Here is a 26,780-nt window from a genome sequence, read left to right as displayed (position 1 = left end):
TCTTCCCTCAAGGTTGGTCGAGCGGCTTGTTGCCGCCAGTGACCTGGTAGGTGCTCTGCACCACGGCCGCCGCAGTGGTGCTGCCGCCGTACCCGAAAGCCGAGACCTGGTAGAGCAGCGACTTGCCGTCCGGAGACAGCCCGAGGTAACCGATGCTCAGACCCGGCTTGGCGTTGTAGTTGATGTCGCCGCTGGCCGCGACGCCGCCGCCCGCGGCCACCGTCATGTTGGGTGGCAGGTAGTCGGCACGCGCCGACCAGGGCAAGGTGGCGGGCTTGGCCAGCATGTTCGAACACACCTGCATCTGCGCCAGCGTGTTGGCGTTGAGCACGCCCGAGCAGGCCGTGCCCGTGCTGCCGTTGCCCTGACTCAGCCACCACTCGCCGTACTGCAGTGCGCTTTGCGCGGCTTCCACCGCACGCTCTTTCTCGCGCGTGTTGCCGGCAATGCGCTCCTGCAGGTTGAAGCTGCGGAACATGCTGACGGAGAGCACCGTCAGTACGATGAGAAACAGCATCGCCACGATCAGCACGAAGCCCCGCTCGCGCGAGCGAGCGAGCGGCAACGACGCAGCGAATGGCGAAAAAGAAAGCGGCGTGCGCGCGAGCATGCTCATGTCTTGTTCATCAGGTTGACGACCTGCGTCCAGGCGACGCTGGCGGGCTGGCCCGGCTGGGCGGCGAAGGGGTTGGCCAGCGTGACGGTGATGCGTGCCGTGCGCACCTGCGGCCACCATGAATGCGAGGTCACGGCGGCGGCGTCGAGGTACTGCAGCGCGGTGCCGTCGCCCGCGGTGTCGGTGGCATAGAGAACCTTGAGCGAGGTCACGCCGCCGACCAGCGGCGTGGTCGTCGTGCCTCCGTCGGTGGAACACAGCAGTTCGTTGGCCGCACTGACCGTGAAGGTGTTCATCACCAGCTTGTTGGCGCCCGAGGCGGCCGGGTTCACGTTGCCCAGGCAATCCATCAGGCCGTCGCCGCTGGCCGTGACGTAGCGTGAAGTAATGGTGTCGCTCGCACCCGAACTGCCGGTCAGCCCCACCACGCCTTGCCCCGCCGCGAAGCTGCCATAGCCGGCCCCTGTCGCTGCCGGCAGGTCGGTGGCGGGTGTGTTCACCAGCGGGTCGGGGTAGTAGCCCGCGGCCTGCACCGTGGTTGTCAGCACCGTGAGCACCAGCCGCTCGTTGTCCTGCAATTGCGACAGCTGGTCCTGCGAGGTGAAGGCCTGCTTCATGTTCAGGAACAACGCGCCCAGCCCGGCCAGCAGGAACAGGCCGATGAGAAGCGCGACCATCAGTTCGACCAGCCCGAGGCCGCGTTGGGCGTGCTCGCGGTCCTGGCGGCGCGAGCGCTTCATCGGGGAAAGCGTGTGGCGGTTCATGGTTCGACGTAGAGGCTGTATTGCAGGGTCGAGGCGGTCTGCGCGGCGCCGAGCGCGGCGGCCGTCGTGCGGTTGACCGCGATGTACTTCTCGGACCAGTTCAGGTTGATCACGCAGCTGATCGGCGTACCGATGGCCGTGGTGCACTGGATGGTTGCCGCGTACGAAGGAAAGCGCGCATTCATGCCGGCCATCCATGTCTGCAGGTCGTAGGCCGCCAGTTGCGCGGGCGTGCAGGTCGCAGTGGCCGCAGGACTGCAATCGACCGTCGCGCTCAGGATGCCCGAGGCGTCCGTCACCGTGGTGCCCGTGGCGCTCACGCTGGCCGGCGCGGTGCCTGCTGCCCAGAAGCCGCGGTTGCCGTGCATGGCTTCCGCAAGGCTGGAGGCCTGCAGCGCAATCAGCGCGCGCGCACGCGAGTTCTGCGTGTTCGACAACGCCGCGGCCTGCATCTTCGACAGCCCGATGAGCCCGAGCGACACGATCACCAGCGCCACCAGAACTTCCAGCAGCGAGAAGCCCGATGAGCCCAGTGAGCCCGAGGTGCGGTGCAAGGTCGCGGTCTTCATGCGCATGCTCCCTTGCCGCCTTGCAGCACCGTCTCATGTCCCACCCTGTTGATGGATACGCAGCGCGTGGCCGCCGCGTTCACCGGTTCCGTGCGCAGTGCCAGCAGGATCGACGCGGTGGGGCTCGCCACCGGCAGGTTGGCGAAGCCATCGCGGCTGAAGGTCACCGCGGTGATCGAAGGTGCCGCGGAAAATGTGTCGCCGCCTGACCAGGCCGGTCGCTTGCGCAACACGATGTCGCCGGTGGTCACCGTGCCCGAGCCGTCCAGATCGGAGAACACGATCCACCCGCTCTGCCAGGTATTCGCCCCGAGGCAGCTCGTGCCGTTCGACGAGGCGCACACACTCACCGGCACGCCCTGCTTGATCGCTTCGGAGCGCGCAAACTCCAGGTCACCGGTGAAAGCGTTCACCTCCGCGCTCACGCGATTGCTCTGGATCAGGCTGACGAACGAAGGCGTGGCGAGCATGGTCAGGATGGCGACGAGCGCGATCACAACCATCAACTCGATGAGCGTGAAACCGGTCTGCTGGCGATGCGACAAATTCATGGACCATCCGCTTGCGTGGGCTCCGCAGGCGCCAGGACGGGCGGTGCGGGATCTCAATCAGACGTAACAATTGTTTCCAATCGCTCTGACGAACCACTGACCGGGTGGAAGGTTTTGCCGACGAACGGCTACGCACGCCGGTCCAACGGTTTTGCCAACAAGAAAAGATTCGCCTACGCGCAGACTGCCCAGGAGTTGGCGGCCCCGCCAACGCAGCCATTCCTGAAACCCCAGAACCTAGCCAGAGGAAATACCCTGTTTCGGTGATGGCGCTCCACCGGCCGTCCTACAAGAATTGTTGACAAATATTCACAATTCACACCCTTCCCGACCAACACCCTCACGGGCTGGATTGGTCCCGGGGCGCATGAGTTGTCCAGGAAGTCGGGGGGCGTTCTTGCTGCCCCTGCTTTGGCTGGACGGCATGACGCGGCATTGACGGCCGGGGAAAACGTAGACAGGGGATCTTCGGTGCCGCTCAGTTACCTTCTCCAGTTGGAACATGCTCGCCTGCCAATGCACGTGACGGACCCGCAGGACGTGCGACGCGTCTCCGTCCTGAAAGCAACCGGCCTGATCGAGGCAGCCATCGACCCGGCTTTCGACACCGGGGGCAGCTACAGGCTGGCGCAGGCGGCGCTGGTGGTCTGCATCACCGACGAGGGGCACGCCGAGATCGACAACCTGCGCGGCCGCAACGGCAGCACTGACGCACCACCGAAGCCGGCCCGCACGGGCATCGAACCGCTCCACTACCTGCGCATGATCGAGCGTTCGACATTCCCGCTTCGCGTGGACGACGCGCAGGAGATCAACTGCATCGAGGCGCTGAAGCAGGCCGGGTTCGTCGATGCCGCGATCAGCCCGGTGCTGGCGTGGAAGGACAGCAGCGAGCCACAGGAACTGGCAGTGATCCGGCGCATCACGCCGTTCGGGCGGGCTCAGCTGGCGCGGGGCACCAGATAGTTTCGCGGTGTCCAGTTATAGGAGGGAGTCGACGCCGACCGCCCCCCTTATTTGTATACATACGCGCCCACCCTATGCCTTTCGACCTCCCCCATCGAAGGGCTGCCTATTCAACAGGCAACGTGGTGGGAAGCCACGCCAATCCTCGCTTCGCCTCTGCGCCTCCACCCACAACTCACAGAGTTGTCCACAGAAATATCGAACAAGTCATCAAACCGTCAAACAGATGTCGTTGCAACGTAACCTTTGAACTGCTCGCGCAGCTTGGTCTTGAGCAACTTGCCGGTGGCTGTATGCGGCAGCGTGTCGACGAAAGCCACGTCTTCCGGTAGCCACCACTTCACGACGCGCTGCGCAAGGAAAGTGAGCAGTTCCTCGCGCGTCACCTCCGCGCCCGCACGCTTCACCACGATGAGCAGCGGACGCTCCTGCCACTTCGGATGCGCGATGCCGATCACCGCTGCTTCGGCCACGGCCGGGTGCATGCTCGCCGCGTTCTCGAGGTCGATGGAAGAAATCCATTCGCCGCCCGACTTGATGACGTCTTTCGCGCGGTCGACCAGTTGCACGTAGCCGTCTTCGTCGATGTTGGCGACGTCGCCTGTCGGAAAAAAGCCCTCGGCGTCGAGCACCGGGCCGCCCTCGCTCTTGAAGTAGCCGCTCGCAATCCATGGGCCGCGCACGTGCAGATGGCCGAAGGCCTTGCCGTCGTGCGGCCGGCGCTGGCCGTCCTCGCCGACGATCTTCAGTTCCACACCCCACACGCCGCGGCCCTGGCGCATCTTCACGCGCATCTGTTCTTCCTTCGGCATCGACAGGTGCTTGGGCAGCAGGTTGCCGATCACGCCGATGGGGCTGGTCTCGGTCATGCCCCAGCCCTGCACGAAGTCGGCGCCGAAGTCGCGCTCGAAGCGTTCGATCATGCTGCGCGGCGTGGCCGCGCCACCCACGCCGATGCGCTTGAGGCCGATGGCGCGCGTGTCGATTTCGGGGTGCGCATCGAAGTACTGGAACAGCATCAGCCAGATGGTGGGCACGGCCTGCGAGAAGCCGACCTTCTCGTCGCGCATCAGCTCGTACAGGCTTTGTCCGTCCATGTGCGGGCCGGGCATGACCAGCTTCATGCCGGTCATCGCGGCCGCGTAGGGCATGCCCCATGCGTTGGCGTGGAACATGGGCACCGCGAGCAGCAGCGTCATCTGCGAGTTGACGCCGAAGGTGTCGGGCGCGCACTCCATCAGCGAGTGCAGCACCGTGGAGCGATGCGAATACAGCACGCCCTTCGGGTTGCCGGTGGTGCCCGAGGTGTAGCAAAGCGACGAGGCGGTGCGCTCGTCGAACTCTGGCCAAGCGTAGGTCTCGCTTTGCGCGCCGATGAGTTCGTCGTAGCACAGTAGGTTAGGCACATCGATGGCCGGCATGTGCGCGCGGTCGGTCATGGCGATGAAGGCGCGCACCGACTTCAGGCCGGGCGCGAGCTTCTCGACCAGCGGAGCGAAATTTGCATCGAAGAACAGCACCTTGTCTTCGGCGTGGTTGACGATGTAGTCGATCTGCTCCGGAAAGAGCCGCGGGTTCACGGTGTGCAGCACCGCGCCCGAACCCGACACGCCGAAGTACAGCGCCAGGTGGCGATACGTGTTCCACGCGAGCGTGCCCACGCGGTCGCCGGGTTCGATGCCAAGCGTCTTCAGCGCGTTGGCCACCTGCTTGGCGCGGCGCTGTATCTCCGCGTAGTTGGTGCGGTGCACCGGCCCCTCCACCGTACGGCCCACGACTTCGGCGTGCGGGTGGAAGGTCGCTGCGTGGTCGATGAGCGACGAGATCAGCAGCGGGCGGTCTTGCATCAATCCGAACATGTTTTGTCTCCTGTACGCTGGGGCGATGCTAGGCAGCCGCCACTCAGCGCCGCATCGTCGGAACAGACGATTGAGGTCGTTCGAGGGTTGCCCCTAGCATGGCCCTTCAAGAGGACTTTTGCATGAACGTTCAGGACGCCATCGCCACCCGCCGCTCGGTGCGCGAATTTCTCGACACGCCGGTGCCCGGCGATGTCATCCGCCGCGTCGTCGAGCAGGCGCTGCGCGCGCCTTCGGGCGGCAACCTGCAGCCGTGGCATCTGCATGTGGTGGGCGGAGAAAAACTCACCGAGCTCAAGGCGATCATGCGCACGCGCGTGCAAGAGGCGCCCACCGGCGAAGGCAGCGAGTACGACATCTACCCGCGCGAGCTTGTCGCGCCGTACCGCGACCGCCGCTTCGCCGTGGGCGAGGCGATGTATGCGCGCCTGGGCATTCCGCGCGAAGACAAGGCCGCGCGCCGCGAATGGTTTGCGCGCAACTACCAGTTCTTCGGCGCGCCGCTCGCGCTGTTCTGCAGCGTCGACCGCCGCATGGGCCCACCGCAGTGGTCCGACCTGGGAATGATGCTGCAGAACGTGATGCTGCTGCTGCGCGGCGAAGGGCTCGACAGCTGCCCGCAGGAGTGCTGGGCGATCTACCCGCAGACCATCGGCCGCTTCATCGCGCTGCCGCCCGAGCGCATGCTGTTCACGGGCATGTCCATCGGCTATGCCGACCGCAGCCGGCCGCTCGATGCGCTGGTGACCGAGCGCGCGCCGCTGGCCGAGGTGGCCGAGTTCGTCGGCATCTGAATCCAGCGGGGAACGAATCGTGCTTGATGATGCGGCATGCTCATCGCACAGATCTCCGACCCCCACATCCGCCCAGCCGGCCAGCTCTACCAGGGCGTGGCCGATTCGAACCGCATGTTCGAGGAAGCCATCGACCACGTGCACGCGCTCGACCGTAAGCCCGACCTGCTGCTGCTGACCGGCGACCTCGTCGACGAAGGCCAGCCCGAGGAATACGCGCAGGTGCGGCGCCTGCTCGCGAAGCTGACGATTCCGTACCTCGTGATTCCCGGCAACCACGACCACCGCGAGAACTTTCGTGCAGCCTTCGCGGACCATGCGTACCTGCCGGCCGAAGGCGCGCTGCACTACTGCATCGACGACCACCCAGTGCGCATCGTGGCGCTGGACTCGTGCATTCCCGGTCTTCATCACGGCGGCATCGATGCGCAAGGATTGGAGTGGCTGCAGCGCACGCTCGAAGCCGACCGCATCAAGCCGACACTGCTGATGCTGCATCACCCGCCCTTCATGAGCGGCATTCCCTACATGGATACGTACCGCTACATGGACACGGCGCCGCTCGAAGCCATTGTGCGCAGCGCCCCCAACATCGAGCTGGTGCTGTGCGGCCACGTGCACCGCACCATGCTGCGGCGCTGGGCGGGGACGGTCGTGTGTTCGTGCCCGAGCAGCACGACCGAGATCGCGCTGCAGCTGGCCGCGGGTGCAGCACCGGCCTCCTACATGGGCCGGCCGGGCTGCATGCTGCACCTGTGGAACGAAGCACACGGCATGGTGAGCCATGTGAGCCACATCGGGAAGATGGAAGGGCCTTACCCGTTTGCATGAGGCAGAAGCTCAGGAACTCTTCAGGCAAGGCGGACAGAATCCCGCCATTCAACGAGGAGATGTGATGCAAGAGCACCCCTACTGGTTTCCCGCCAAACGCTACGGCTGGGGTTGGGGCCTGCCCACATGCTGGCAAGGCTGGGTGGTGGCGGCCGTGTACGTTGTGCTGCTGGTGACGGCGGTGTGGTCCATCCACCCCGGGCAGGAACCCCTGCTGTTCTTCACGGCCGTCGCAAGCCTGACCATCGCGTTTGCCGCAGTCTGCTGGATCAAGGGCGAGCCGCCGCGCTGGCGCTGGGGCGACGAGTAATCGGCGGCTGTCCAATCATGCGCGCGCGCAGAATGCCGCCATGCCCCAGGAACGCACCCTCCTCTACGCCGGACACGAGTTCACCGTGGAGCACGTGCGCTCCCACACGCATCAGGGGCCCGAATGGAGCAGGCCCTACACGCTGGAATCGCGGCGCATCATCTTCCCGGTAGGCCGCACAGTGCTCGATGTGCGCTCAGGCGACGGCACCTGGCTGGTCGACGGACTGACCGCCATGCAGTTCTGCGACGCCATGGTCTATCAGCTGCGGCCGGTGGCGCACGCGGCCCGGCACAGCATGGTCGTGAGCCGGCACCGGCCGTCTCGCGCCGATGCAGCACCTGTGTTCTGCCTCCTGTCGCCACGGTCGCTGTACCGGGTTCATGCGGCGCAGCAGCAACTGCGCGCAGGCGATGCCGGTGCAAGTGCCATCGCTTCACTGGTCGATGAACTTGGCATGTCGCGCCGGCAGTTGCCATTGACGGGCGCAGTCATGCGCGCGAAGCGGCTGCTCGCGGAAACCGCCGACCGGAACGCGAAGCTTTCGATGCACGAAGTGGCCGATGCGGTCTCGCGCTCGCCGTTCCATCTGGCGCGCAGCTTCCGGCAGCAGACTGGCCTCAGCCTTCATCAGTACCGCCAGCATCTTCGGCTCGCAGCAGCCATGGAGCGGCTCGTCGATGGCGACAGCGACCTCGCGGGCATCGCGCACGATTTCGGCTATTGCAGCCAGAGCCACCTGGGCGCGGTGTTCCGCCGCGAAGTGGGCGTGACGCTGGGCGAAGCCCGCCGCATGCTCGTCGGCAGCGCACGAATTTGATAGCCGCCGCGCGGCGCGGTCGCGAGACTCGCCGCGATGATGGATCGCAATCTCTCCGCCGGCCTGCTCGCCGCGCTGGCCGCAGCCTTCATCGGCAGCGCCTGGCAACTCGTCTCGCGCCACGGCGTGACCACCACGCTCGGGCCGATGGAGCTGGCGCTGATGCGCTACGGCATTCCCGCACTGCTGCTCGCGCCGCTTTGGTTCGGCAGCAAGCGCATCGCACCGAAGGCCTCGCTGCTGGTGCTCGCGCTGCTCGTCATCGGCGGCGGCCTGCCCTTCGGGCTGCTGGTGCTGGCCGGCGCGCAATGGGCGCCCGCGAGCCACATGGGCATCTTCATGGCGGGCAGCCTGCCGCTCTTCACAGCCATCGGCGCGTGGCTTCACAAGGGGCACAAGGTCGAGGGCCTCAGGCTTGTTGGGCTGGCCTGCATCGCCATCGGCATGGCGCTGTTCGCTGCGGGGAGCTTTCGCGGCGGCTCGCTCGACTGGCGTGGTGATCTGCTCTTTCTTGCGGCGGCCATGTTGTGGGCCGTGCACTCTCTCGCGTTCGCGCACTGCGGGCTCACGCCGTGGCAGGGCGCGGCGTTCGTGAACGGATGGTCGGCGCTGCTGCTGTTGCCTGTGCTGTCGATCGCCGGCGCGCCGCGATTGCTGCTCAGCGCGCCATGGTCCGATGTCGCGCTGCAGGCCACGACGCAAGGCGTGGCCGCGGGAGTGCTCGGGCTGGTGGTCTACATGGTGGCCGTCTCGCGGCTCGGCGCGCCTCGCGCGTCGCTCTCGGCAGCGCTGGTGCCGGTGCTGACCACGCTGGGCGCGGCGGTCTGGATGAACGAGCCTGTGACCGGTGCGGTGCTTCTGGCCCTGGCGCTGGTGGTGCCGGGAATCGTGCTGGCGAGCGGCGCGGTGCGGCGCTGACAACAACCCTCAGGCCGCAGCAATCACCTGATCCCGCCCCATCGCCTTCGCGCGATACAGCGCGGCATCGGCCAGCGCCAGCACATCGTCAACGCCTGTGCTACCCGTGCCGCTCTCGCTGGCCGCCACGCCGATGCTCACCGCCATCGAGCCGACAGCGGCCATCGGTGAATCGGCCGGGAACGGCTCGTCGATGTTCTGCTTGAGGCGCGCGGCGATCTCCATCGCCTCGGTCTTGCCAACATCGGGCAGCAGCACCACGAATTCTTCGCCGCCATAACGCCCGAGCAGGCCCTTGTCGCCGATGGCGCGCTGCATGCGGCCGACGGCCTCGCGCAGCACCGCGTCGCCCATCTGGTGGCCGAAGCGGTCGTTGATGTCCTTGAAGTGGTCCAGGTCCACCATCAGCAGCGCCATGCGCCGACGGCCCGAGGCGAACACGGCGCCGCAGGCGTCCAGCAGCGCACGCCGGTTGAGCGCGCCGGTAAGCGGGTCGCGCGTGGCCAGGTATTCGAACTCGGTGTGCACCCGGTCTGTGGCCATGAGGATGACGGCGATGGACAGTAGCAGCACGGTGAACGAGTACATGCTGATGTAGAGCGCCTGGATCCACGTCCCGTCCATCAGGCTGCTGCCCGCGAGCCCCGCCACTGCCGACACGAAACGCAGGCCGGCCACCAGCGCCTGCGCCAGCAGCAGGCCGATCATCAGCTGCTTGCCGAACACCCGGCCCTTGTGGCGCATGTACAGCTGGGCGTGGAAGAAGAACAGCGCCGACACCGCCAGGGTAATGAGCAGCAGGCGGGTCTCGAAGTCGGGCTTCACGCTGCTGAACCAGAACATGGCCAGCGCCAGGAAACCGTTCAACAGCGTCCAGCCCCGGGTGTCGCGGCGCCCGAGCAAGAATTTCTGGCTGCCCGCGTAGTACAGGATGCAAGCCTGGTACAGCACGAAGTTGGCGACGACGATCGTGAGGAAGTCCGGAAAGAAGCCGCGCGCTGCAAACAGCATGGTGCTCACGAACGCCATGAGCGGCGCCTGGGACCACTCGTCCAGCCCCTTGATAGTGGGCGGGTAGCTGCGCCGCATGAAGAACAGCACGAGCGCCATCACGGCGCCCATGACCCCGGCCAGCAGGATGACGGAGCGGGGATCGAGGATGGATGGCGACGGGCCCATGGGGGCCGATTATGTTGGCATCGGCAATCCCCGCCAGGAGCGCGGGCGCGCCGCGCTCAGAGCCGCTCGACGATGGTCACGTTGGCCATGCCGCCGCCTTCGCACATGGTCTGCAGGCCGTAGCGCTTGCCGCGCTGGCCGAGCGCGTGGACCAGCGTGGTCATCAGCTTGGTGCCCGAGGCGCCCAGCGGGTGGCCCAGCGCGATGGCGCCGCCGTTCACGTTCAGCCGGGCCGGGTCGGCGCCCAGCGTCTGCAGCCAGGCCAGCGGCACCGGTGCAAAGGCCTCGTTGACTTCGTACAGGTCGATGTCCTCGATCTTCATGCCCGCCTTCTTCAGTGCGCGCTGCGTGGCGGGCAGCGGCGCCTCCAGCATGATCACCGGGTCGTGCCCCATCACGCTCATGTGATGGATGCGTGCGAGCGGCTTCACGCCCAGCGTCTTCAGGCCGCGCTCGTTCACAACCATCAGGCCGCTCGCGCCGTCGCAGATCTGGCTGGCGGTGGCGGCCGTGCAGCGCCCGCCTTCGGCAATGAGCTTGACGGCCGCGATGCTCTCCAGCGTGGCGTCGTAGCGAATGCCCTCGTCAGTGGTGTGCAGCTCGCCGGGCTCCGTGCCGTCGGCCATGCGCACCGCAATCGGCACGATCTCGCGTTCGAAAAGGCCGGCCTGGGTGGCGGCAATGGCGCGCCTGTGGCTTTCGAGCGCGTAGCGGTCGAGCTCGTCCTTCTCGATGCCGTAGTTCTTCGCGATCATCTCGGCGCCGGTGAACTGACTGAACTGCACGTCGGGATAACGCTGCGCCATGAGCGGGCTCACGTAGAAGCCCAGGCCGTTCTTCAGCGGCAGCGTGACGGGCATGCCCATCGGCACGCGCGTCATGCTTTCAACGCCGGCGGCGATGACGATGTCCATGCTGCCCGACATCACGGCCTGCGCCGCGAAATGCAGCGCCTGCTGCGAAGAGCCGCACTGGCGGTCGACCGACGTGGCCGGCACCGATTCGGGCAGCTTCGACGCCAGCACCGCGTTGCGCGCGATGTTGGAAGACTGCTCGCCGGCCTGGTCGACGCAACCCATGATGACGTCCTCGACCAGTGCCGGGTCGGCATCGGTGCGTTCCACCAGGGCGTTGAGCACCTGCGCGGCGAGGTCGGCCGGGTGCCAGCCGGCGAGGCGGCCGTTGCGGCGGCCTCCGGCGGTGCGTGCGGCGGCGACGATGAATGCTTCGGGCATGGAAATTCTCCGGTTGCGTGATCACAGTACGGCAGATCGGAGCATTGTTGATGCCGCGCCGCGGCGCGGCGTCGTCGGAACGGACGGTTTTGGGTACCCCTACTTCGCGGGCAATGACGCCGAGGTCGGAATCCAGACCTCGATGGTGCGATTGCTCGGCTTGAGTCGGGGGGACAGCTGTTCCACGAGCCAATTGGGGTAGCCCACCTCGCGAAGCAGCGCGTAGGCGCAACCGATCGACGCCTTGTCGTGATAGCGCACCGTGGGCTGGCTCACCTGCCTCGGCGGCGGGAGGTTGTTCTTGCGCGCCGACTCCGTGACGTCTTCGATCGGCGGCACGCTGGCGCCTATTTGCTGCCAACGCTCACGATAGGTACGTACGCTGTCTCTCTGGCTGCCGTCGTAAATCTGGATGTAGACCCTCTCGCCCTTGCAGGACTCGCTCCTCGCGGCCTCGCTGCCAGGCGTCGCAGCGGGAGCGACTGGCGCTGGTGGTGCAACAGAAGGCGACGATGCGGCAGGTGCGGGCGACGACGCAGCTGGTGCTGGTGGAATCGCGGCAGGAGAAACCGCCGGCGGCGGGGCCCCGGCTGGCGTCGCCTCTACCTTGGGACATGCGCGTCGCGCGCCAAGGTCGTTCGATTCCGACGCTCCTGCATCCTTCCCGGACGGTGAAGCGCTCTGATCGTCGGCCTCTCCGTAATCCGCCAGATACCGATTGCGGGCTTTAAGCAATTCGGCGCGGAATGGGCTGCAAAGGTGCATGCCATCGAGCGGCGCCGCGGCCGAATAGTCATAGCCCCAATAGCGCGGCAGCGGCTCCTTGGAAGTCTTGCCCGGCTCCTGTTTGAGGCAGACGGCAAGCCTGCTCTGCGCCTCCGGATGCTCTGCCTCCACAAGCCCCTTGCAAGCGCGAGAAAAGACATAGGGCACCACCTTGCGGCACTCGCTGAGGGTGTCCGCGTAGATGCGCCTGGCCAGCTCGGAGCGCTTGAACCAATCCACCTCGCCGACCGGGCACAGCGTGTCCGCGGTCTTGAGGAGTTCGCTGGCCAGCGCCTCGAGCTGGGGAGCGACCTGCGTCGGCCTGGCATTCGCAGGAAGAGCCGCAGGCAGCTTGCTCCAGAGATCGCTCAGTTCATCGAGCGCCTTGCGCTCCCTGTCCACGCGGCTGGCGCTCCCCACCTTCACACTGTCGATCGCCTGCCACGCGGACACACCCAGCGTCGCCGCCGCGCCCAACCCGATCGACGCGCCCACCGCCGTAGCGCCCACGCTGCCGATGATGCGCCCGCGCGCCGTTTTTTCGTCGCCGTTCAGCGCAGCGCTCGACAGAGCCACCGAGCAGTCGTCCGGCACGAAATGCGCTGGCTCGTTCTTGACGCAGTCCGCGCGCAGAGCTTCGATGAATGCCGGGCTCAGGTCATGCGCCAGGACCTGCCCGAGCCGGAAGTAGCTCTCCCATTGCGCCTCCGAGAAGAACTGGTCGGCGGTCGTTTCCTGGGGAAAGGTTGGCGCCGCCCGCTTGAAGTTCTGAAGATCGATGGGCAGGCCCTTGCACATGTTCGGCTTGACGATCAGCAGGATTCCGCGCTCGCGCTTGAGCTTCGGCCCCACCTCCACAACCCCGTCCCTGTCGGAGTAGTTGATCCGGGCCACTGCCAGGCAGGCATTGCTCGCGTTCGAGGCCAGCTCCTGCAGCGAGCCAAATGCGTGCAGCGCACCGTAGAAGCCCGAGGGCTCCGACGCCAGCCCGCGCGGAACCTCGCCCGGCAGTGCCCGCCGGGGCCGCAGGAACTCGATGTCGGCCTGCAAGTCGATGCGCGCCTTGCGCACCAGGTTTTCGACATCGCCAAAGGTGTAGTCGGGGTCGGCTCCGCAATCCACTACGACGATGACTTCCGCGCGCTCCGAGAGCAACGCGTAGGCGCCGGTGTTCTCGAAATGCCCGCCATCGGTCATGAACCAGTCGCGGCCTTCCTTGCCCTCGAAGATCGCCAGCGTCTCGCGCATCAGGCCCCACGACTTGGTCAGGAAATCCGACCAATGCTTCTTGTCTTTCTCCGGCTGGCGCCACCAGTAGCCCAGCCGCACGCCCGCGAACACGAGCAGTGCAGCCACCCCGCCGCGCGTGAGCTTGCCCAGGCCCGGTGCCACGGCGGCACCCGACACCGCCATCCAGCTGCCGAGCGTCATCGGCGTGTCGCTGCCTTTCAGCTCTTTCCACTCTTCCTGCCCCACCCGCATGAAGCCGCCCGATGCCACGGTCAACGACAGGCCACGGCGGTCCTGGTTGAAGAGCTGCCCCCTCGGGTCCTTGGTCTGGTTGAGGCACACATTGAGCAGGTGGACCGGCCCTCCAGGGGCCTGCGGCTTGTAGTGCGCAAGATCGGCGTCATCGTCCGCAACGATGGTGTTGACCGAAGCGGTGTCCAGGTTTGGCGGGAACACGGCCGGCACGGAGTCCAACGCCCCCAGAACCCCGTACGCGCCCTGCGCCGAAGGCTGGCCGAAACGCTGCGCGTTGGCCGCACCCAGATAGCTGCGGATCAGCCGTGCCCGGTAGAAGGCATGCAGCGACGAGAGGTTCAGGAACGCCGGCGTCTTGCCCGTGAACCAGAGATAGCTCACGGCCGGCACCAGCAGCAGCCCCCAGATGCGCCATGCATCGGAAAACGCCAGGTCCTGGCGCGGCACGAACAGCCCGCCCAGCACGGCCTTGTACACCAGCGACACCCACCACGCGAACAGCAGGAAGGCCATCACATAGCCCAGCAGATGCGCAATGGCCATGAGGCCCTTCGACGTCGACCGCCCCGGCACCAGGCTCGACGCCAGCGGCAGCACCGCACGCAACACTGCCGCTGCCATCGCGAGATAAATGCCCGCGCTCGCCAGCCCGATCTGCTGGAACGCCACATGCCACGCGAGCCGGTCGGCCAGGCCGACCGCCAGCACGACGATCAGCACACGAAAACTGATGGCGAGCTTGTTCGTCAAGAGGTTCCGCGCCTTGTCGGACTGCGGCTGGTGGGTGCCGCGGTCTTCGGACTCCGTCAACACGCCATCCGCCATGCGCACGGCAAAGAACCAGACGGCGATCAGCACGCCGAAACCGCCCCAGAGAAAGTTCCTGAGATCGTCGCCGGTCTCGCTACGGATATCTCCGAATTTCAGGCCCAGCCCGAGCAGCAGGGCACTCGCGACCAGCGCGCCCAGGCAGATCCTCCAGACATTGCCGTTCTTGCGCGTGGCCGCCACCCACGGCACCGCCCAATAAGCCGACGTATGGACCAGCACGAAAGCCCCTATCACCGGCAGCGCCAGCCAGACCACCGGGGTCCACGACGGCAGCCACTCGGCCAGCCACTGGAAGTAGCCCGCAATGCCGGGCAGGTACCCCACTTCCGCCATGCCCCACCAGACCACCAGATTCACAAAGGCCAGCGCGAGCCCGGCCAGCACGGACACCAGGCCCAGCTCCACGTGCACGCCGAGCAGATTGCGCAGGTACAGCGCCACCGCGAAGGTGCGGTCGAGCGGCCCGCGGGGAATCAGGTAGCGGCCGTTGGCGCGCAGCCACCAGATGAACCAGCTCGACCCGGCCTTTCCGACTTCGTCCTGGATGCGCTCGAGGTCCGCGCGATTGCGCGCCCGGCTGAAGAGCCGCCCGAGCATGGAGGCTGCATAGCCGCCGCCCGACACCGAGGACATCAGGTCGAAGCGCAGCAACGCCCCTCGCCGCGCGAGCGCGCTGAAGACGCCGAGGCAGAAGGTTGCGCTGCGAATGCCCCCACCCGAAAGCGCGAGCCCCCACTTGCGTTCCGCCCCCTCCAAGGCGGGATCACCCAGCGCGGCACGGCGCTTGGTCACCTCTTCGTCGATAGCGCTCATCGAATTCCCCTCCAGTGACACCTGGTACGGCCGATGCGTCGCCCGACCGTGCTGCCTCTGGCTGCGAATTCAATCGGAAGGTGCGCGCCTGCGCATCCCCCATTAGAGGTATGTCCGTGCGCGAGCGTGCGGAGGGTCGAACCGCTCAGCGCGGCGCCATGCGGATAGCGCCGTCGAGCCGCACGCTTTCGCCGTTGAAATAGCCGTTGGTGATCATCAGCTCCGCCAGCGTCGCGTATTCCGCCGGGTTGCCCAGCCGTTTCGGAAACGGCACCGACGCCGCCAACGCGGCCTTCACGTTGTCGGGCGCGCCCTGCAGCAGCGGCGTGTCGAAGATGCCCGGCAGGATGGTGTTCACGCGGATGCCCTCGCTCATGAGGTCGCGCGCAATCGGCAGCGTCATGCCGACGATGCCTGCCTTCGACGCGGTATAGGCCGCCTGGCCCATCTGGCCATCCTGCGCCGCCACCGAGGCGGTGTTGACGATGGCGCCGCGCTCGCCGTCCTGCAGCATGTCGAGCGTGAGCATGCCGGCCGCCGACTTGGCAATGCAGCGGAAGGTGCCGACCAGGTTGATCTGGATGATGCGGTCGAAATTAGCGAGCGGAAAGTGCTTGATCTCGCCCGTGGCCTTGTCGCGGCTCGCGGTCTTCACCGCGTTGCCGGTGCCGGCGCAGTTGACGAGCACGCGCTCTTGCCCATGCGCCGCGCGTGCCTTGGCGAAGGCCGCGTCGACCTGTTCTTCGGAGGTGACGTCGACCTTGCAGAAGACGCCGCCCAGTTCTTTCGCCAGGGCCTCGCCCTGCTCGGCGTTGAGGTCGAACAGCGCGACCTTCACGCCGTGGCTGGCGAGGCGGCGCGCGGTGGCGGCGCCAAGCCCCGAGGCGCCGCCGGTGACGACGGCTGCAATGCTGGAATCGAGTTGCATCTGCTGGTGTCCTTCAGGTGTCTTGACGGGTTTGTCCACAGCCAGTTTAGGAAGCAGAATCAGCCGCACACATCGTCGGAAACGACGGGATTTCAGCAGCACCGCATGCAGTCCCCCACACCCCGGATTCTCGAAACCAAGCTCAACCCCCCGGCCTTCGTTGCCACGCAGGTGCTGCGCACCGCGATCAGCGAGGAGACCGCCTCGGCAGCCGTGAAGCTGGTGCTCGTGCGAGCGCCGGCCGGCTTCGGCAAGACGACGGCCATGGCGCAGATCCGCGAGCGCATGGAGGCGCAAGGCATCGCCACCGCATGGCTCACGCTGGACCGCGCCGACAACGACGTCTCGCGCTTTCTCGCCTGCCTGGCCGAGGCCGTGCAGCGCCTGGGCGTGGAAGAGCCACTCGCCAATGCGCCCTTCGATGCTGTGGCCGCGCTGGCCGCGCACGACTCGCCCTTCACGCTGTTTCTCGACGATTTCGAACGGGTGCAGGAGCCGGCCGTGCTGGGGCTGGTACGCGAAATCATCGAGCACCTGCCGCGGCGCGGGCAGATCGTGATCGGCTCGCGCAGCCTGCCCGACCTGAGCCTGGGGCGACTGCGCGCGCGCGGCCAACTGATGGAGATCGACACCGACCGCCTTCGCTTCAGCCTGGAAGAAACCAGCGCCTTCTTCAGCCTGCGCCAGGCGCAGGCAGCCCAGGCAACCCAGGCGTTGCCGGCCGACATGCTGTCGCAGCTGCACCGCAAGACCGAAGGCTGGGTGGCCGCGATCTGGCTTGCGTCGATGGCGCTGGAGCGGCATGGCACCGCAAGCGGTTTTGTCGAACGCTTCTCAGGCTCCGACCGCGCCGTGGCCGACTACCTGGCCGAAGACGTGCTCGCGCACCAGCCGCAGGAGATACGCGACTTTCTGCTGCGCACCAGCATCCTGCGGCAGCTCGACGCCTCGGTGTGCCAGGCGCTTTGCCCGCGCGTGGACTGCGCGGCCATCCTTGAACAGCTGGCCGCGTCGAACCTGTTCGTCACGCCCGTGAGCGGCGACGGCGATGCATGGCGCTATCACAGCCTGTTTGCCGACTTCCTGCGCGCGCAACTGGCGCGCGAGCAACCCGGCGAGCTGGAGCGCCTGCACCTCGCGGCCGCGGGCTGGTACGAAGCGCACGACCGCCCCGTGCCCGCCATCGACCATGCCATCGAAGGCGGCGACCATCCGTATGCGCTGACCCTGCTCGACAGCTACGCGGCGCAGTTCCTCGAACAGGGCCGCATGCGCATGCTGGCGCGCTGGTTCTCGGCCATTCCTGAACACCAGCTGCGCGAACACCCGTTCCTGCAACCCATCTCGCTGTGGGCCACCTGCTTCACGCACGGCCCGTGGGACGCGATGCGGCAGCTGGAGCAGTCGGGCTGCCTCGACAGCCCCATTGCCGAAGTGCGCGCCAGCGCCCACACGCTCGTGCCCCTGCTGCTGGCCATGCAAGACCGGCACGACGAGGCCTACGAAGCCGGCCGCCCGAGCCTGGCACGCCTGCCCACCGGCCTGGCCTTTGCCGACAGCGTGCTGCTCAACGCCATGTCCCACATCCTGGCCGTGCGCGGCGACCAGCAGGAGGCGCGGCGCCTGCTCGACGTGGCTCGGCGCGAGCAGGGCAACAGCACCTTCAATCGCATGTACACCGAGTCGCTGGCGGGCCTGTTCGACCTGCATGAAGGCCGGCTGCGACAGGCCACCGCGCGGCTGCGCATGGCGGTCGATTCGACGCATGCGGTGTCGTACAACCACAGCCACGGCAATGCATGGGCCGGCGTGCTGTACGCAGGCGCCGTGTACGAGACCAACCAGCTCGTGCAGGCCGAGCACCTGCTGAACGTGTACCTGCCGCTGGCGCGCGACGTGGGCCTGCCCGACCACATGATCCTGAGCCACGTGATGCGCTCTCGGCTCGCCTTCCATGCGGGCGACATCGACGCGGCCTTCCAGGCCCTGACCGAGCTCGAATACCTGGGCCACCACCGCCAGTTGCCGCGCGTGGTGGCGGGCGCCAAGCTGGAACGCTCGCGCATGCTGCTGCTGCAGGGCAACGGGCCCGCATCGCACGACGAACTGCTGCGCGCCGACGACCCCGCGCTGTGGGAACGCGAGCAGCGGCAGCGCCTTCCGGCGCACGACTTGGACTACCTCGCGCTGGCCAAGGCACGCTGGGAGATCGCCTTCGGCGACGCACGCGGCGCGCTGGGCGTGCTCGACGCGGAGTTGCACGCCGCGTTGGCCTCGGCCCGCAACCGGCGCGTGCTCAAGCTCAAGGTGCTGCGCGCGCTGGCACTGCAGCGTGTGGGCGACGTGGCCGCCGCTGTCGATGAATTCGGCGAAGTGCTGCAGACGGCGAGCCAGGAAGGGTTCATGCGGCTGATCCTCGACGAAGGGCCGGCCGTGGGAATGCTGGTGCATCGGTATGCGGCGGCGCAGCATGAGAGCGCGCGCAGCGGCAGCACCAACGACCCGATCCTGGCGGACCATCTGCAGCGGCTGCTGCAAGCCGTGGGACCGGCGGCAACAGGCGAAGCAGAGGCGCCGGCCGGTGACGCCATGAAGGAGCCGCTGACGCGCAAGGAAATCCGCGTGCTGCAGTTGCTTGCCGAGGGCTACTCGAACAACGCAATGGCGGAGAAGCTGTTCGTGTCGGACAGCACGGTGCGCACGCACCTGCGCAACATCAACATGAAGCTGGACGCAAAGAGCCGGACGCAGGCGGTGGCAATCGCGCGCAGGCTCGGGGTGATCAGGTAGCAGCCTGCCTCGGCCCTCGATGTAGAACTTTGTTATTCAGCAGTGACTTCGGCAGTCACGATTACTACGGATTCCGGTGATACCCCGGCCGCCTCGCAATCCCTAGCATCCCTCTCAGGAACCGCGCCTTCCGAATGCTGCGGTACCGCAAGCAACAGAGAGCGACGCAAGCCGAAGCCACCATGCCCAAAGGTATTCCCAACCCCGCCGCCATGTATGGCATCTACCCTCGTGCCTGGGGCTTCGAGGTGTCGATCGTGCGCAATGGCACGCGCTACTACAAGCAGTTCGGCCGCGCCAGCTACGGCGGCGAAGAGCAGGCGCTGCTGCAGGCGCAGGACTGGCGCGACGGCGTGGTGCGCAGCGTGCCACCAGTGCCGCGGCGCACCCGGGCCGAGAAGCTGCGGATCAACAACACCACCGGCGTGTCCGGCGTGTTCTGCCAGGTCGCCTCGGGCGGCAGGGTGCGTGCCTGGGTCGCCAAGACCTATATCGGACAGGACGAGATCCTGCGCACCGACTTTCCCGTGAATCTGGTGGGCGAGGCCGCGCAGGCGCTGGCCATCGAGGAGCGCGAGCGGCAGCTGGAGCGCATGGCCGGGCTGGCGAAGCTGCATCCGGCTGAGGAAACGATCCGCAAGAGCCCGCCGGCCAGCCACTCCGAACTGCTGGCACCCAAGCGCTCGAAGTCCGAGATCAGGCGCAGCACCAATTCCAGCGGCGTGAGCGGTGTGCATTTCAAGGCGCCCAATCCGGGCCACCCGGGTTATTGGCTCGCCATTACCTACACCGCGGGCAAGGGCAGTGTGAGCAAGGCTTTCTCCATCAAGGAGCACGGGCCCGAGAAGGCCAAGCTGCTGGCCATCGAGGAGCGCGAGCGCCAGCTCGAGCAGAAGCTGGTGTCGGGCACCGCCCCCGCCAACGACTCGCTCACCATTTCCTTCCGGCAGGGCGCCCAGCAAGGCGCTCGCCAGCACGGCATGGCCACCGCCGAGGCGAGGCCGCCGCAGTGAAAGTGCCGTCTCCCGGAACCGGCCTCGTTCGCGTGAGGGCCGGTGAAAACGCACGCCCTGTCCCCGACATTGCCCCGGGCATGACCGCTTCCGCGGAATCGTCATGGCGCTTGAGCCAAAATAGCTGCGAAATGCGCGCGCCGATGAGCGACGAGCGAATCGGGGAGCCCATCAGACTCAGCAAAACTGAGTGCAAAAGCAGCAGCATCACGTCGAGAATGCCCAAAGGTATCCCCAACCCGGCAGCCATGTACGGCATCTACTCCAGGTCCTGGGGTTTCGAGGTTTCCATAGTTCGCAACGGCGTTCGCCATCACAGGCTGTTCGGCAAGGCCAGCTACGGCGGCGCGGAACAGGCCCTGCTCCACGCGCAGGACTGGCGCGACTTCATCGTTCGCAGCGTACCGCCGCAGGCGCGCCGCGAACGGGCCGAGAAACACCGCACCAACAACAGCACCGGCGTGCCGGGCGTGTTCCACCATCTCGCACCGGGCGGCCGGGTGCGGGCGTGGATGGCCAAGACCTACATCGCACCCGACGAAATTCTTCGCACCGACTTCTCCGTCGCGGATCTGGGCGACGACGCGCAGGCGCTGGCGATCCAGGAGCGCGCGCAGCAGCTCAAGCGCATGACGGGCTTGGCGCGCATACACCCGGCCGAGGAGGCGATCCGCATGGGGCTGTCGGCCCATCCGCCCGGGCCGCGCACGGCCAAGCGCTCCAAATCGGAAATCACCCGGCGCAACAACACCAGCGGTGTGAGCGGCGTTCACTTCAAGACGCCCAACCCCAGCCATCCCGGCTATTGGCTGGCCATTACCTACAGCACGGGCAAGGGCAGCGTGAGCAAGGCGTTCTCGGTGAAGGTGCACGGCGCCGAAATGGCCAAGAGCCTGGCCATCGCCGAGCGGGCAAGCCAGCTCGGCGAGAAGCTGCGTTCCGAGGAAGAAGCCGCAACCCAGGCGACAGAGCCAGCCTCGCAGCGCAAGCCGCGCGCACGGGCGGCGGCATCCAGCGCCAAGCGGAACAACGGATGAGGGCCCCGCACGAAACCGGCTTCGCCGAAGCGGCGAAGCCCGAAAGCTGCTGCGTGCGCGGAGCGGCCCACCCATGACGCACAAGCAGCTCCACCAGTTGCTGCGCGTGGCCTCGCACCTGCTGGACCAGGCCGCAGCGGATGTGCGGGCCACCGGCCTCGACCCCGTGGACGAGAACATCCAGCGCATCGGCCGCGCACTGATCGAGGTGATCGAAGTGCAGCGGCAGATCTACGCCGCGCAGCCTGAACTGCAGCCCAAGTCGCTGGCCGCGTCGGCGCGCGAGAACGATGCCAACCGGCTCTTCACCCAGTTCACGCTGGAAGCGCTGGAGCTGGAAGACGCGGGCCACACCGACGCGGCGCGCGAGAAGTACACGCAGTTCATCGGCCTCTCGCCGTCGTACCCCCACCGCGAGATTGCGCGGGCGGAGATCCGGCGGTTGTCGTGACTGAACACGCCAAGGCTCACAGCGCCCTGGCGATCACTTCCTTCATGATCTCGTTGGTGCCGCCGTAGATGCGCTGCACCCGGGCGTCGGCGTACATGCGCGCCACCATGTACTCGTTCATGAAGCCGTAGCCGCCGAAGAGCTGCAGGCACTCGTCGATCACGCGGCCCTGCGCCTCCGAGCCCCAGAGCTTGGCCATCGAGGCGGTGGCGGTGTCGAGCTTGCCGGCCACGAGGTCTTCCACGCAGCGGTCGATGAAAGCGCGGCCCACCTTGATCTGCGTGGCGATCTCGGCCAGCTTGAACTTCGTGTTCTGGAACTCGGCAATCGGCTTGCCGAAGGCCTTGCGGTCGCGCACGTAGTCGAGCGTGGCCTGGTAGGCGCCTTCCATGGTGGCCAGCGCACTCAGGCCGATGATGGTGCGCTCGTAAGGCAGATCACTCATGAGCTGGAAGAAGCCCTGCCCTTCCACACCGCCCAGCAAAGCATCGGCGCTCACACGCACGTCGTCGAAGAAGAGCTCGGAGGTGTCCTGCGCCTTCATGCCGATCTTGTCGAGCACGCGGCCCACGCGAAAGCCCTTGCAGCCCTCGGTCTCGACGATGAGGATCGACGTGCCCTTGGCGCCCTGCGTGGGATCGGTCTTGCACACCACCAGCACCACGCCAGCGAGGTAGCCATTGGTGATGAAGGTCTTGGAGCCGTTGATGAGGTAGCCGCCGTCCTTCCCATCCTTCGTCTTCTCGGCGCGGGTGCGCACGCCCTGCAGGTCGGAGCCCGCGCCGGGCTCCGTCATGGCGATGGCGCCCACCAGCTCGCCGCGCGCCATGCGCGGCAGGTAATGGAGCTTCTGCGCCTCGGTGCCGTGGTTGAGGAAGTAGTGCGCCACGATGGCGTGCACCGAAGTCGCCATGCCGGTGAGGGCGCGGCGCGACATCTCTTCGTAGACCACGGCTTCGTGGCGGAAGTCGCCACCCGCGCCGCCGTATTCCTCGGGAATGTCGGCGCACAGCAGGCCGAGGGCACCGGCCTTGCGCCACACCTCGTGCCCCACGTGGCCGCGCTTGCGGGCCTCCTCGTCGTACGGGAGCACTTCGGTCTCGACGAAGCGCACCACGTTGTCGCGGTACAGCTCCAGGTCTTCGTCGCTCCAGGAGCGGCGGAAATCGATGGGCATGTTGTCTTCCTTTGTTGTCTTGCGGTCTTGAGGGGGAGGTCAGCCGCCGCGGGCCATGGCGATGGCATCCGCCGCCACGCCCCAGCGGCACAGCACGGTGGAGCCGTCGTCGCGCGCAACGGCCGGCGGCACCACGGGCGCGGTGCGGCTGAAGCGCGGCGCGGGCGCGGGCTGCACCACGCCGCCCACGTTGGCGAAGGTGCCGCGCGCCACGTTGTGCGGGTGCTCCGGGGCCTCGTCCCAGTCGAGCACGGGCGCGAAACAGGCGTCACTGCCTTCGAGCAGCACGCACCACTCGTCGCGCGTGCGGGTGCGGAACACGTCGGCCATGCGCAGCTTGAGCAGCGGCCAGCGGTCGGCGTCCATCTGCGCGTCGAAGGTGGTGTCGTCGGCGATGCCGCAGCGCTCGCGCATGAGCGCGTAGAACTGCGGCTCGATGGCGCCCACGGCCACGTACTTGCCGTCGGCGCAGGCGTAGGTGTCGTAGAAGTGCGCGCCGCCGTCGAGCATGTTTTCGCCGCGCTGGTTGCTCCACTGGCCGGCCGACTTGAAGCCGTACATCATGGCCGACAGCAGCGCCGCGCCATCGGTCATGGCTGCATCGACCACCTGGCCCTGGCCCGAGTTCTTCGCCTCGTGCAGCGCGGCGAGGATGCCGAAGGCCAGCAGCATCGCGCCGCCGCCGAAGTCGCCCACGTAGTTCAGCGGCGGCACCGGCGGCTCGCCCGCACGGCCGATGGCGTGCAGCGCGCCGCTGATGGCGATGTAGTTGATGTCGTGTCCTGCCGCGTGCGCCAGCGGCCCGTGCTGGCCCCAGCCGGTCATGCGGCCATAGACCAGGCGCGGGTTGCGCGCATGGCATTCGGCGGGGCCGAGGCCCAGGCGCTCCATCACGCCGGGGCGAAAGCCCTCGATGAGCACGTCGGCTTTCTCGATGGCGTCGAGCACGCGTTGCGCCGCGCCTTCCGCGCGCAGGTCGACCTGCAGCGTGCTGCGCCCGCGCGCGAGGATGTCGTGCGGCGCGGTGCGCGTGCCGGGGCGCTCGATGCGGACAACCTCCGCGCCCATGTCGGCGAACAGCATCGCGCAGAAGGGCCCGGGGCCGATGCCCGCCATCTCGATCACCCGAAGGCCTTGCAGTGGACCTGCCATGGTCTGTCTCCTGTGTGTGGAGGCATCTTGGCGCGAGGGCGGCGGGGCTGCATCGTCCAAAGCGACGAATGCGGGCCGCTATATCTACATTGCCATCTACGTTGCGGCGGCGCGCAGCTTCGCCACGCGGCGCAGGTGCCACGATGGCGGGCCGAACTGGCCCTCGATGAGCGTGGCGCGGCGCACGTAGTGGCCGACCGCCAGTTCCTCCGTCATGCCCATGCCGCCGTGCAGTTGCACCGCGCCCTGCCCCACGGCCCTGCAGGCCTTGGCGGCGGCGACCTTGGCGGAAGACACCGCGCGGGCTCGTTCGTCATCGCCGGCCGTGTCGATGTGCTCGCCGACGCTCGCGGTGAGCGCCGCTGCCTGCTCCAGCGCCATGTGCATGTCGGCCAGCCGGTGCTGCAGCACCTGGAAGCTGGAGATCGGCACGCCGAACTGCTTGCGCTGGCGCACGTAGTCGAGTGTGTCGCGCATCAGGCGGCGCATGACGCCGATGGATTCGGCGCAGATGGCGAGCGTGGCTTCGTCGAGCGCACGCTCGATCTGCGGCAGCGCGCTGCCTTCGGCACCGAGCAGTGCATCAGCGGGCAAGCGGACGCTGTCGAAGGCGATGTCGGCGGCGCGGCCACCGTCGTGGGTGGGGTAGGCGCGCAGGCGCACGCCGGCTGTTTCCTTGGGCACGACGAGCAGCGAAAGCCCGGCGCCGCTGCGCGCGCTCACGATGAAGTGGCTGGCCCACGGCGCGGCGTGCACCACGGCCTTGCGGCCATTCAGGCGAAAGCCGTTTCCGTCACGCGCGAGTTCGGTCTGCACGTCCGCGCGGTCATGCCGGCTCTGCGGCTCGCCGTGCGCGAATGCGAGCACGGCCTGCCCCGTGACGATGCGCTTCAGCAGCGCATCGGCCTGCGCGCCGGGGTGGCGCTGCAGCAGGCCCGCGCCGATCACCATCGTCGACAGATACGGCTCGGCAGCGAGCGCGCCGCCCAGTGTTTCCATCATCGCGAGGTGCGCGGCCATGCCGCCGCCGAGACCGCCTTGCGACTCGGGAAGCGCCGCGCCCAGCAGGTCGAGCTCGCTGGCCAGGCCCTGCCAGAACGGCGGAGGCGCATCGTCAGCCTTGCGCAGCGCGTACAGCCGCTGCTCGAAGCCGTGGTTGTCGTCGAGGTAGCGCGCGAGGCTGTCGCGCAGCATCGCGAGGGTGTCGTCGCGTTCGGTGAGGGTGCTCATGGACAGGCCTCAGTTCGCGAGCAGATGCGCCGCGACGATGTTGCGCTGCACTTCGTTGGAGCCCGCGTAGATGGAAGCCGCGCGGTCGTTGAGGTAGGCCGACATCGAGAACACGGCGTCTTCGGGAATCGGCAGCTCGCCCGAATGCAGGCCGTCGTCCAGCGGCAGGTCGGCGGCGGCGTAGTGGGCGGCGATTTCCACGCCGAGCTCGGTCAGCCGCTGGCGCAGCTCGGAGCCGAGCACCTTGCCCATCGATGGGCGGATGCCCGGCTGCTCACCGCGAGCCTGCGCGCGCAGCGATTGCAGTTCGGTGGCTTCGAGGGCGTCGATGGCGCACTCGGCTTCGGCGAGGCGCAAGGCCATGTCGTCGGCTTCGTGCGCATCGCCGCCGGAAGCTGCAAAGGCTGCATCCGCCGCGGCGCTCAGCCGGCGCAGGCGCGCGCGCAGCATCGGCGCCCATGCGCCGCCGCGCTCATGCTGCAGCAGGTATTTGGCGATGGTCCAGCCCTGGTTCTCCTCGCCGATGAGTCCGTCGGCCGGCACGCGCACGTCGTCGAAGAACACCTGGTTCAGCTCGTGGTCGCCCGAGATGCTGATGATCGGCCGGATGGTGATGCCCGGAGCGGGAATGTCGAAGCACAGAAAGCTGATGCCCTGCTGCGGCTTGCCGCCCGAGGTGGTGCGCACGAGGCAGAACATGCGGTTGGCGTACTGCGCGTGGGTGGTCCAGATCTTGGTGCCGTTGATGACGTAGTGATCTCCGTCGCGTACCGCCTTGCACTGCAGCGAGGCCAGGTCGGAGCCCGACTGCGGCTCCGAGTAGCCCTGGCACCAGTAGTCCTCGCCCGAGCGGATGCCGGGCAGCCACGTGCGCTTCTGCGCCTCGGTGCCGAAGGCGATGATCACCGGCGCGACCATGCCCGGGCCCATGGGTGCGCGCGGCGGCGCATCGGCGGCTGCAAGCTCGGCCGCGAAGATGTAGTGCTGCATCGGCGTCCAGCCGGTACCGCCGTGCTCGACCGGCCAGTGCGGCACGCTCCAGCCGCGCTTGGCAAGAACGCGGTGCCAGCGGTTGCCGTATTCGTAGTCGGTGAAGATGCCGGAGCAGCGCCGGCCCGCCGCGCGCAGTTCGGGCGTCAGCTCACGCGCCAGGAAATCTCGAACCTCGTCGCGGAATGCGGTCTCCGCCGCCGTGAGTGCCCAGGCCATGGTGTTTGTCGTCTCCTGTCGAAGAAATGCACCGGCCGAGTGTGATGCCCGCGGGGGCGTGCGGCATCGTCGGATCGGACGAACGTGGCCGCGTGTGGCATGGCACCCGGAAAGTTACGGCTTTCCGTGGACTTTTGTTTTCATTCGGGATAATCCGATACGTCGGCGTTCCGGTTCCTGCTCCAATGCGTGCGGGAGTTGTTCCGGGCGCCCGAGAACGCGCCGCCCTCGAAGGAGCACCGCAGTGAATCCTGTTATTCCCGGCTTCCCGCACAGCAGCGTCGAACGGCTGTGCGACTACGAACTGCCGGAACCGCCCGCCACCCTTTTCCAGAATCCACTGGAACCCGACGGCCCCGAGAACCTCGCGTTGGACTGGTGGCTATGGATGGACGAGGTGGGCAAGAGCATGCTTCGGCATTACGACGCCTGGCGCGAGCAGCTCGGCCATACGACGAACGACCCCGGCCGCAAGGGCTGACCGGCC

Annotated in this window: 24 protein-coding genes; 11 read left to right on the top strand and 13 right to left on the bottom strand. The window is 67.3% G+C overall.

Annotated elements, in window-relative coordinates; all coding sequences use genetic code 11:
• Window positions 1-7 precede the first annotated feature (7 nt).
• Genes ACSFBF_RS08835 through ACSFBF_RS08820 form a run of 4 tightly spaced genes read right to left on the bottom strand, consistent with a single transcriptional unit; the run spans window position 8 to window position 2,500 of the window.
• Window positions 8-610 carry a pilus assembly PilX family protein gene (locus tag ACSFBF_RS08835; protein WP_435467386.1) on the bottom strand — a complete coding sequence of 201 codons (603 nt, stop codon included), beginning with the start codon at window positions 608-610 and terminating at the stop codon, window positions 8-10.
• Between the two features lie 2 nt (window positions 611-612).
• Window positions 613-1,380: a PilW family protein gene (locus ACSFBF_RS08830; protein WP_435466066.1), complete on the bottom strand. Its 768-nt coding sequence runs from the start codon at window positions 1,378-1,380 to the stop codon at window positions 613-615.
• Complete coding sequence (pilV, locus tag ACSFBF_RS08825) at window positions 1,377-1,949, bottom strand: type IV pilus modification protein PilV (RefSeq protein ID WP_435466064.1); 573 nt, start codon at window positions 1,947-1,949, stop codon at window positions 1,377-1,379. Before pilV ends, ACSFBF_RS08830 begins: the two co-directional genes overlap by 4 nt.
• Window positions 1,946-2,500, bottom strand: coding sequence for a GspH/FimT family pseudopilin (locus ACSFBF_RS08820; RefSeq protein WP_435466062.1), 555 nt, complete (start codon window positions 2,498-2,500; stop codon window positions 1,946-1,948). The genes pilV and ACSFBF_RS08820 overlap by 4 nt, the downstream gene beginning before the upstream one ends.
• Window positions 2,501-2,995: 495 nt before the next feature.
• Here ACSFBF_RS08820 and ACSFBF_RS08815 point away from each other — a divergent pair, with 495 nt between their 5' ends.
• Window positions 2,996-3,466, top strand: a complete 471-nt coding sequence (locus tag ACSFBF_RS08815; RefSeq protein ID WP_435466060.1) for a hypothetical protein — start codon at window positions 2,996-2,998, stop codon at window positions 3,464-3,466.
• Window positions 3,467-3,684: 218 nt separating this feature from the next.
• Here the strand turns inward: ACSFBF_RS08815 and ACSFBF_RS08810 are convergent, their stop codons facing one another.
• Window positions 3,685-5,325, bottom strand: coding sequence for a 3-(methylthio)propionyl-CoA ligase (locus ACSFBF_RS08810; RefSeq protein ID WP_435466058.1), 1,641 nt, complete (start codon window positions 5,323-5,325; stop codon window positions 3,685-3,687).
• A gap of 122 nt (window positions 5,326-5,447) precedes the next feature.
• Here ACSFBF_RS08810 and ACSFBF_RS08805 point away from each other — a divergent pair, with 122 nt between their 5' ends.
• From ACSFBF_RS08805 to ACSFBF_RS08785, 5 genes are all read left to right on the top strand, one after another.
• Complete coding sequence (locus ACSFBF_RS08805; RefSeq protein ID WP_435466056.1) at window positions 5,448-6,119, top strand: nitroreductase; 672 nt, start codon at window positions 5,448-5,450, stop codon at window positions 6,117-6,119.
• A 36-nt stretch (window positions 6,120-6,155) separates the two neighbouring features.
• Entirely contained in the window at window positions 6,156-6,950 is a 795-nt protein-coding gene (locus ACSFBF_RS08800) for a phosphodiesterase (RefSeq protein ID WP_435466054.1), read from the top strand.
• A gap of 64 nt (window positions 6,951-7,014) precedes the next feature.
• Window positions 7,015-7,260: a hypothetical protein gene (locus tag ACSFBF_RS08795; protein ID WP_435466052.1), complete on the top strand. Its 246-nt coding sequence runs from the start codon at window positions 7,015-7,017 to the stop codon at window positions 7,258-7,260.
• A 40-nt stretch (window positions 7,261-7,300) separates the two neighbouring features.
• Window positions 7,301-8,080 carry a helix-turn-helix domain-containing protein gene (locus ACSFBF_RS08790; protein ID WP_435466050.1) on the top strand — a complete coding sequence of 260 codons (780 nt, stop codon included), beginning with the start codon at window positions 7,301-7,303 and terminating at the stop codon, window positions 8,078-8,080.
• 36 nt (window positions 8,081-8,116) lie between these two features.
• A complete protein-coding gene (locus ACSFBF_RS08785; protein ID WP_435466048.1) occupies window positions 8,117-8,998 on the top strand; it encodes a DMT family transporter in 882 nt (293 codons plus the stop codon).
• Window positions 8,999-9,007: 9 nt separating this feature from the next.
• Here ACSFBF_RS08785 and ACSFBF_RS08780 read toward each other — a convergent pair whose 3' ends face one another.
• From ACSFBF_RS08780 to ACSFBF_RS08765, 4 genes are all read right to left on the bottom strand, one after another.
• Window positions 9,008-10,177, bottom strand: coding sequence for a GGDEF domain-containing protein (locus ACSFBF_RS08780; protein ID WP_435466046.1), 1,170 nt, complete (start codon window positions 10,175-10,177; stop codon window positions 9,008-9,010).
• 56 nt (window positions 10,178-10,233) lie between these two features.
• Entirely contained in the window at window positions 10,234-11,412 is a 1,179-nt protein-coding gene (locus ACSFBF_RS08775; protein ID WP_435466044.1) for an acetyl-CoA C-acetyltransferase, read from the bottom strand.
• 99 nt (window positions 11,413-11,511) lie between these two features.
• Window positions 11,512-15,306, bottom strand: a complete 3,795-nt coding sequence (locus tag ACSFBF_RS08770) for a patatin-like phospholipase family protein (RefSeq protein ID WP_435466042.1) — start codon at window positions 15,304-15,306, stop codon at window positions 11,512-11,514.
• Between the two features lie 145 nt (window positions 15,307-15,451).
• The gene (locus ACSFBF_RS08765; RefSeq protein ID WP_093056669.1) at window positions 15,452-16,234 is read right to left on the bottom strand and encodes an SDR family NAD(P)-dependent oxidoreductase; all 783 of its coding nucleotides are present in this window, start codon (window positions 16,232-16,234) and stop codon (window positions 15,452-15,454) included.
• A 105-nt stretch (window positions 16,235-16,339) separates the two neighbouring features.
• Here ACSFBF_RS08765 and ACSFBF_RS08760 point away from each other — a divergent pair, with 105 nt between their 5' ends.
• From ACSFBF_RS08760 to ACSFBF_RS08745, 4 genes are all read left to right on the top strand, one after another.
• Window positions 16,340-19,024 (top strand): winged helix-turn-helix domain-containing protein, encoded by a 2,685-nt coding sequence (locus ACSFBF_RS08760; protein ID WP_435466040.1) that lies wholly within the window; start codon window positions 16,340-16,342, stop codon window positions 19,022-19,024.
• A 182-nt stretch (window positions 19,025-19,206) separates the two neighbouring features.
• Window positions 19,207-20,037, top strand: coding sequence for an AP2 domain-containing protein (locus ACSFBF_RS08755; RefSeq protein ID WP_435466038.1), 831 nt, complete (start codon window positions 19,207-19,209; stop codon window positions 20,035-20,037).
• 218 nt (window positions 20,038-20,255) lie between these two features.
• Window positions 20,256-21,074 carry an AP2 domain-containing protein gene (locus tag ACSFBF_RS08750; RefSeq protein WP_435466036.1) on the top strand — a complete coding sequence of 273 codons (819 nt, stop codon included), beginning with the start codon at window positions 20,256-20,258 and terminating at the stop codon, window positions 21,072-21,074.
• A gap of 73 nt (window positions 21,075-21,147) precedes the next feature.
• The gene (locus ACSFBF_RS08745; RefSeq protein ID WP_435459091.1) at window positions 21,148-21,525 is read left to right on the top strand and encodes a hypothetical protein; all 378 of its coding nucleotides are present in this window, start codon (window positions 21,148-21,150) and stop codon (window positions 21,523-21,525) included.
• Between the two features lie 16 nt (window positions 21,526-21,541).
• On the opposite strand, the gene ACSFBF_RS08740 is transcribed toward ACSFBF_RS08745, so the two are convergent.
• From ACSFBF_RS08740 to ACSFBF_RS08725, 4 genes are all read right to left on the bottom strand, one after another.
• Window positions 21,542-22,702, bottom strand: a complete 1,161-nt coding sequence (locus tag ACSFBF_RS08740) for an acyl-CoA dehydrogenase family protein (protein WP_435466034.1) — start codon at window positions 22,700-22,702, stop codon at window positions 21,542-21,544.
• 39 nt (window positions 22,703-22,741) lie between these two features.
• Complete coding sequence (locus tag ACSFBF_RS08735; RefSeq protein ID WP_435466032.1) at window positions 22,742-23,854, bottom strand: CaiB/BaiF CoA transferase family protein; 1,113 nt, start codon at window positions 23,852-23,854, stop codon at window positions 22,742-22,744.
• A 96-nt stretch (window positions 23,855-23,950) separates the two neighbouring features.
• On the bottom strand, window positions 23,951-25,084 hold the full coding sequence (locus ACSFBF_RS08730) for an acyl-CoA dehydrogenase family protein (protein WP_435466030.1): 1,134 nt from the start codon (window positions 25,082-25,084) through the stop codon (window positions 23,951-23,953).
• A gap of 9 nt (window positions 25,085-25,093) precedes the next feature.
• Complete coding sequence (locus ACSFBF_RS08725; RefSeq protein WP_435466028.1) at window positions 25,094-26,293, bottom strand: acyl-CoA dehydrogenase family protein; 1,200 nt, start codon at window positions 26,291-26,293, stop codon at window positions 25,094-25,096.
• 244 nt (window positions 26,294-26,537) lie between these two features.
• On the opposite strand from ACSFBF_RS08725, the gene ACSFBF_RS08720 reads away from it, so the two are divergent.
• A complete protein-coding gene (locus tag ACSFBF_RS08720; RefSeq protein ID WP_435466026.1) occupies window positions 26,538-26,774 on the top strand; it encodes a hypothetical protein in 237 nt (78 codons plus the stop codon).
• Window positions 26,775-26,780: the final 6 nt, after the last annotated feature.

Origin of the sequence: Variovorax nivicola (assembly GCF_051216475.1) — a bacterium.
Taxonomy (GTDB): Bacteria; Pseudomonadota; Gammaproteobacteria; order Burkholderiales; family Burkholderiaceae_C; genus Variovorax.
This window is presented reverse-complemented; position numbering and strand designations above follow the sequence as displayed.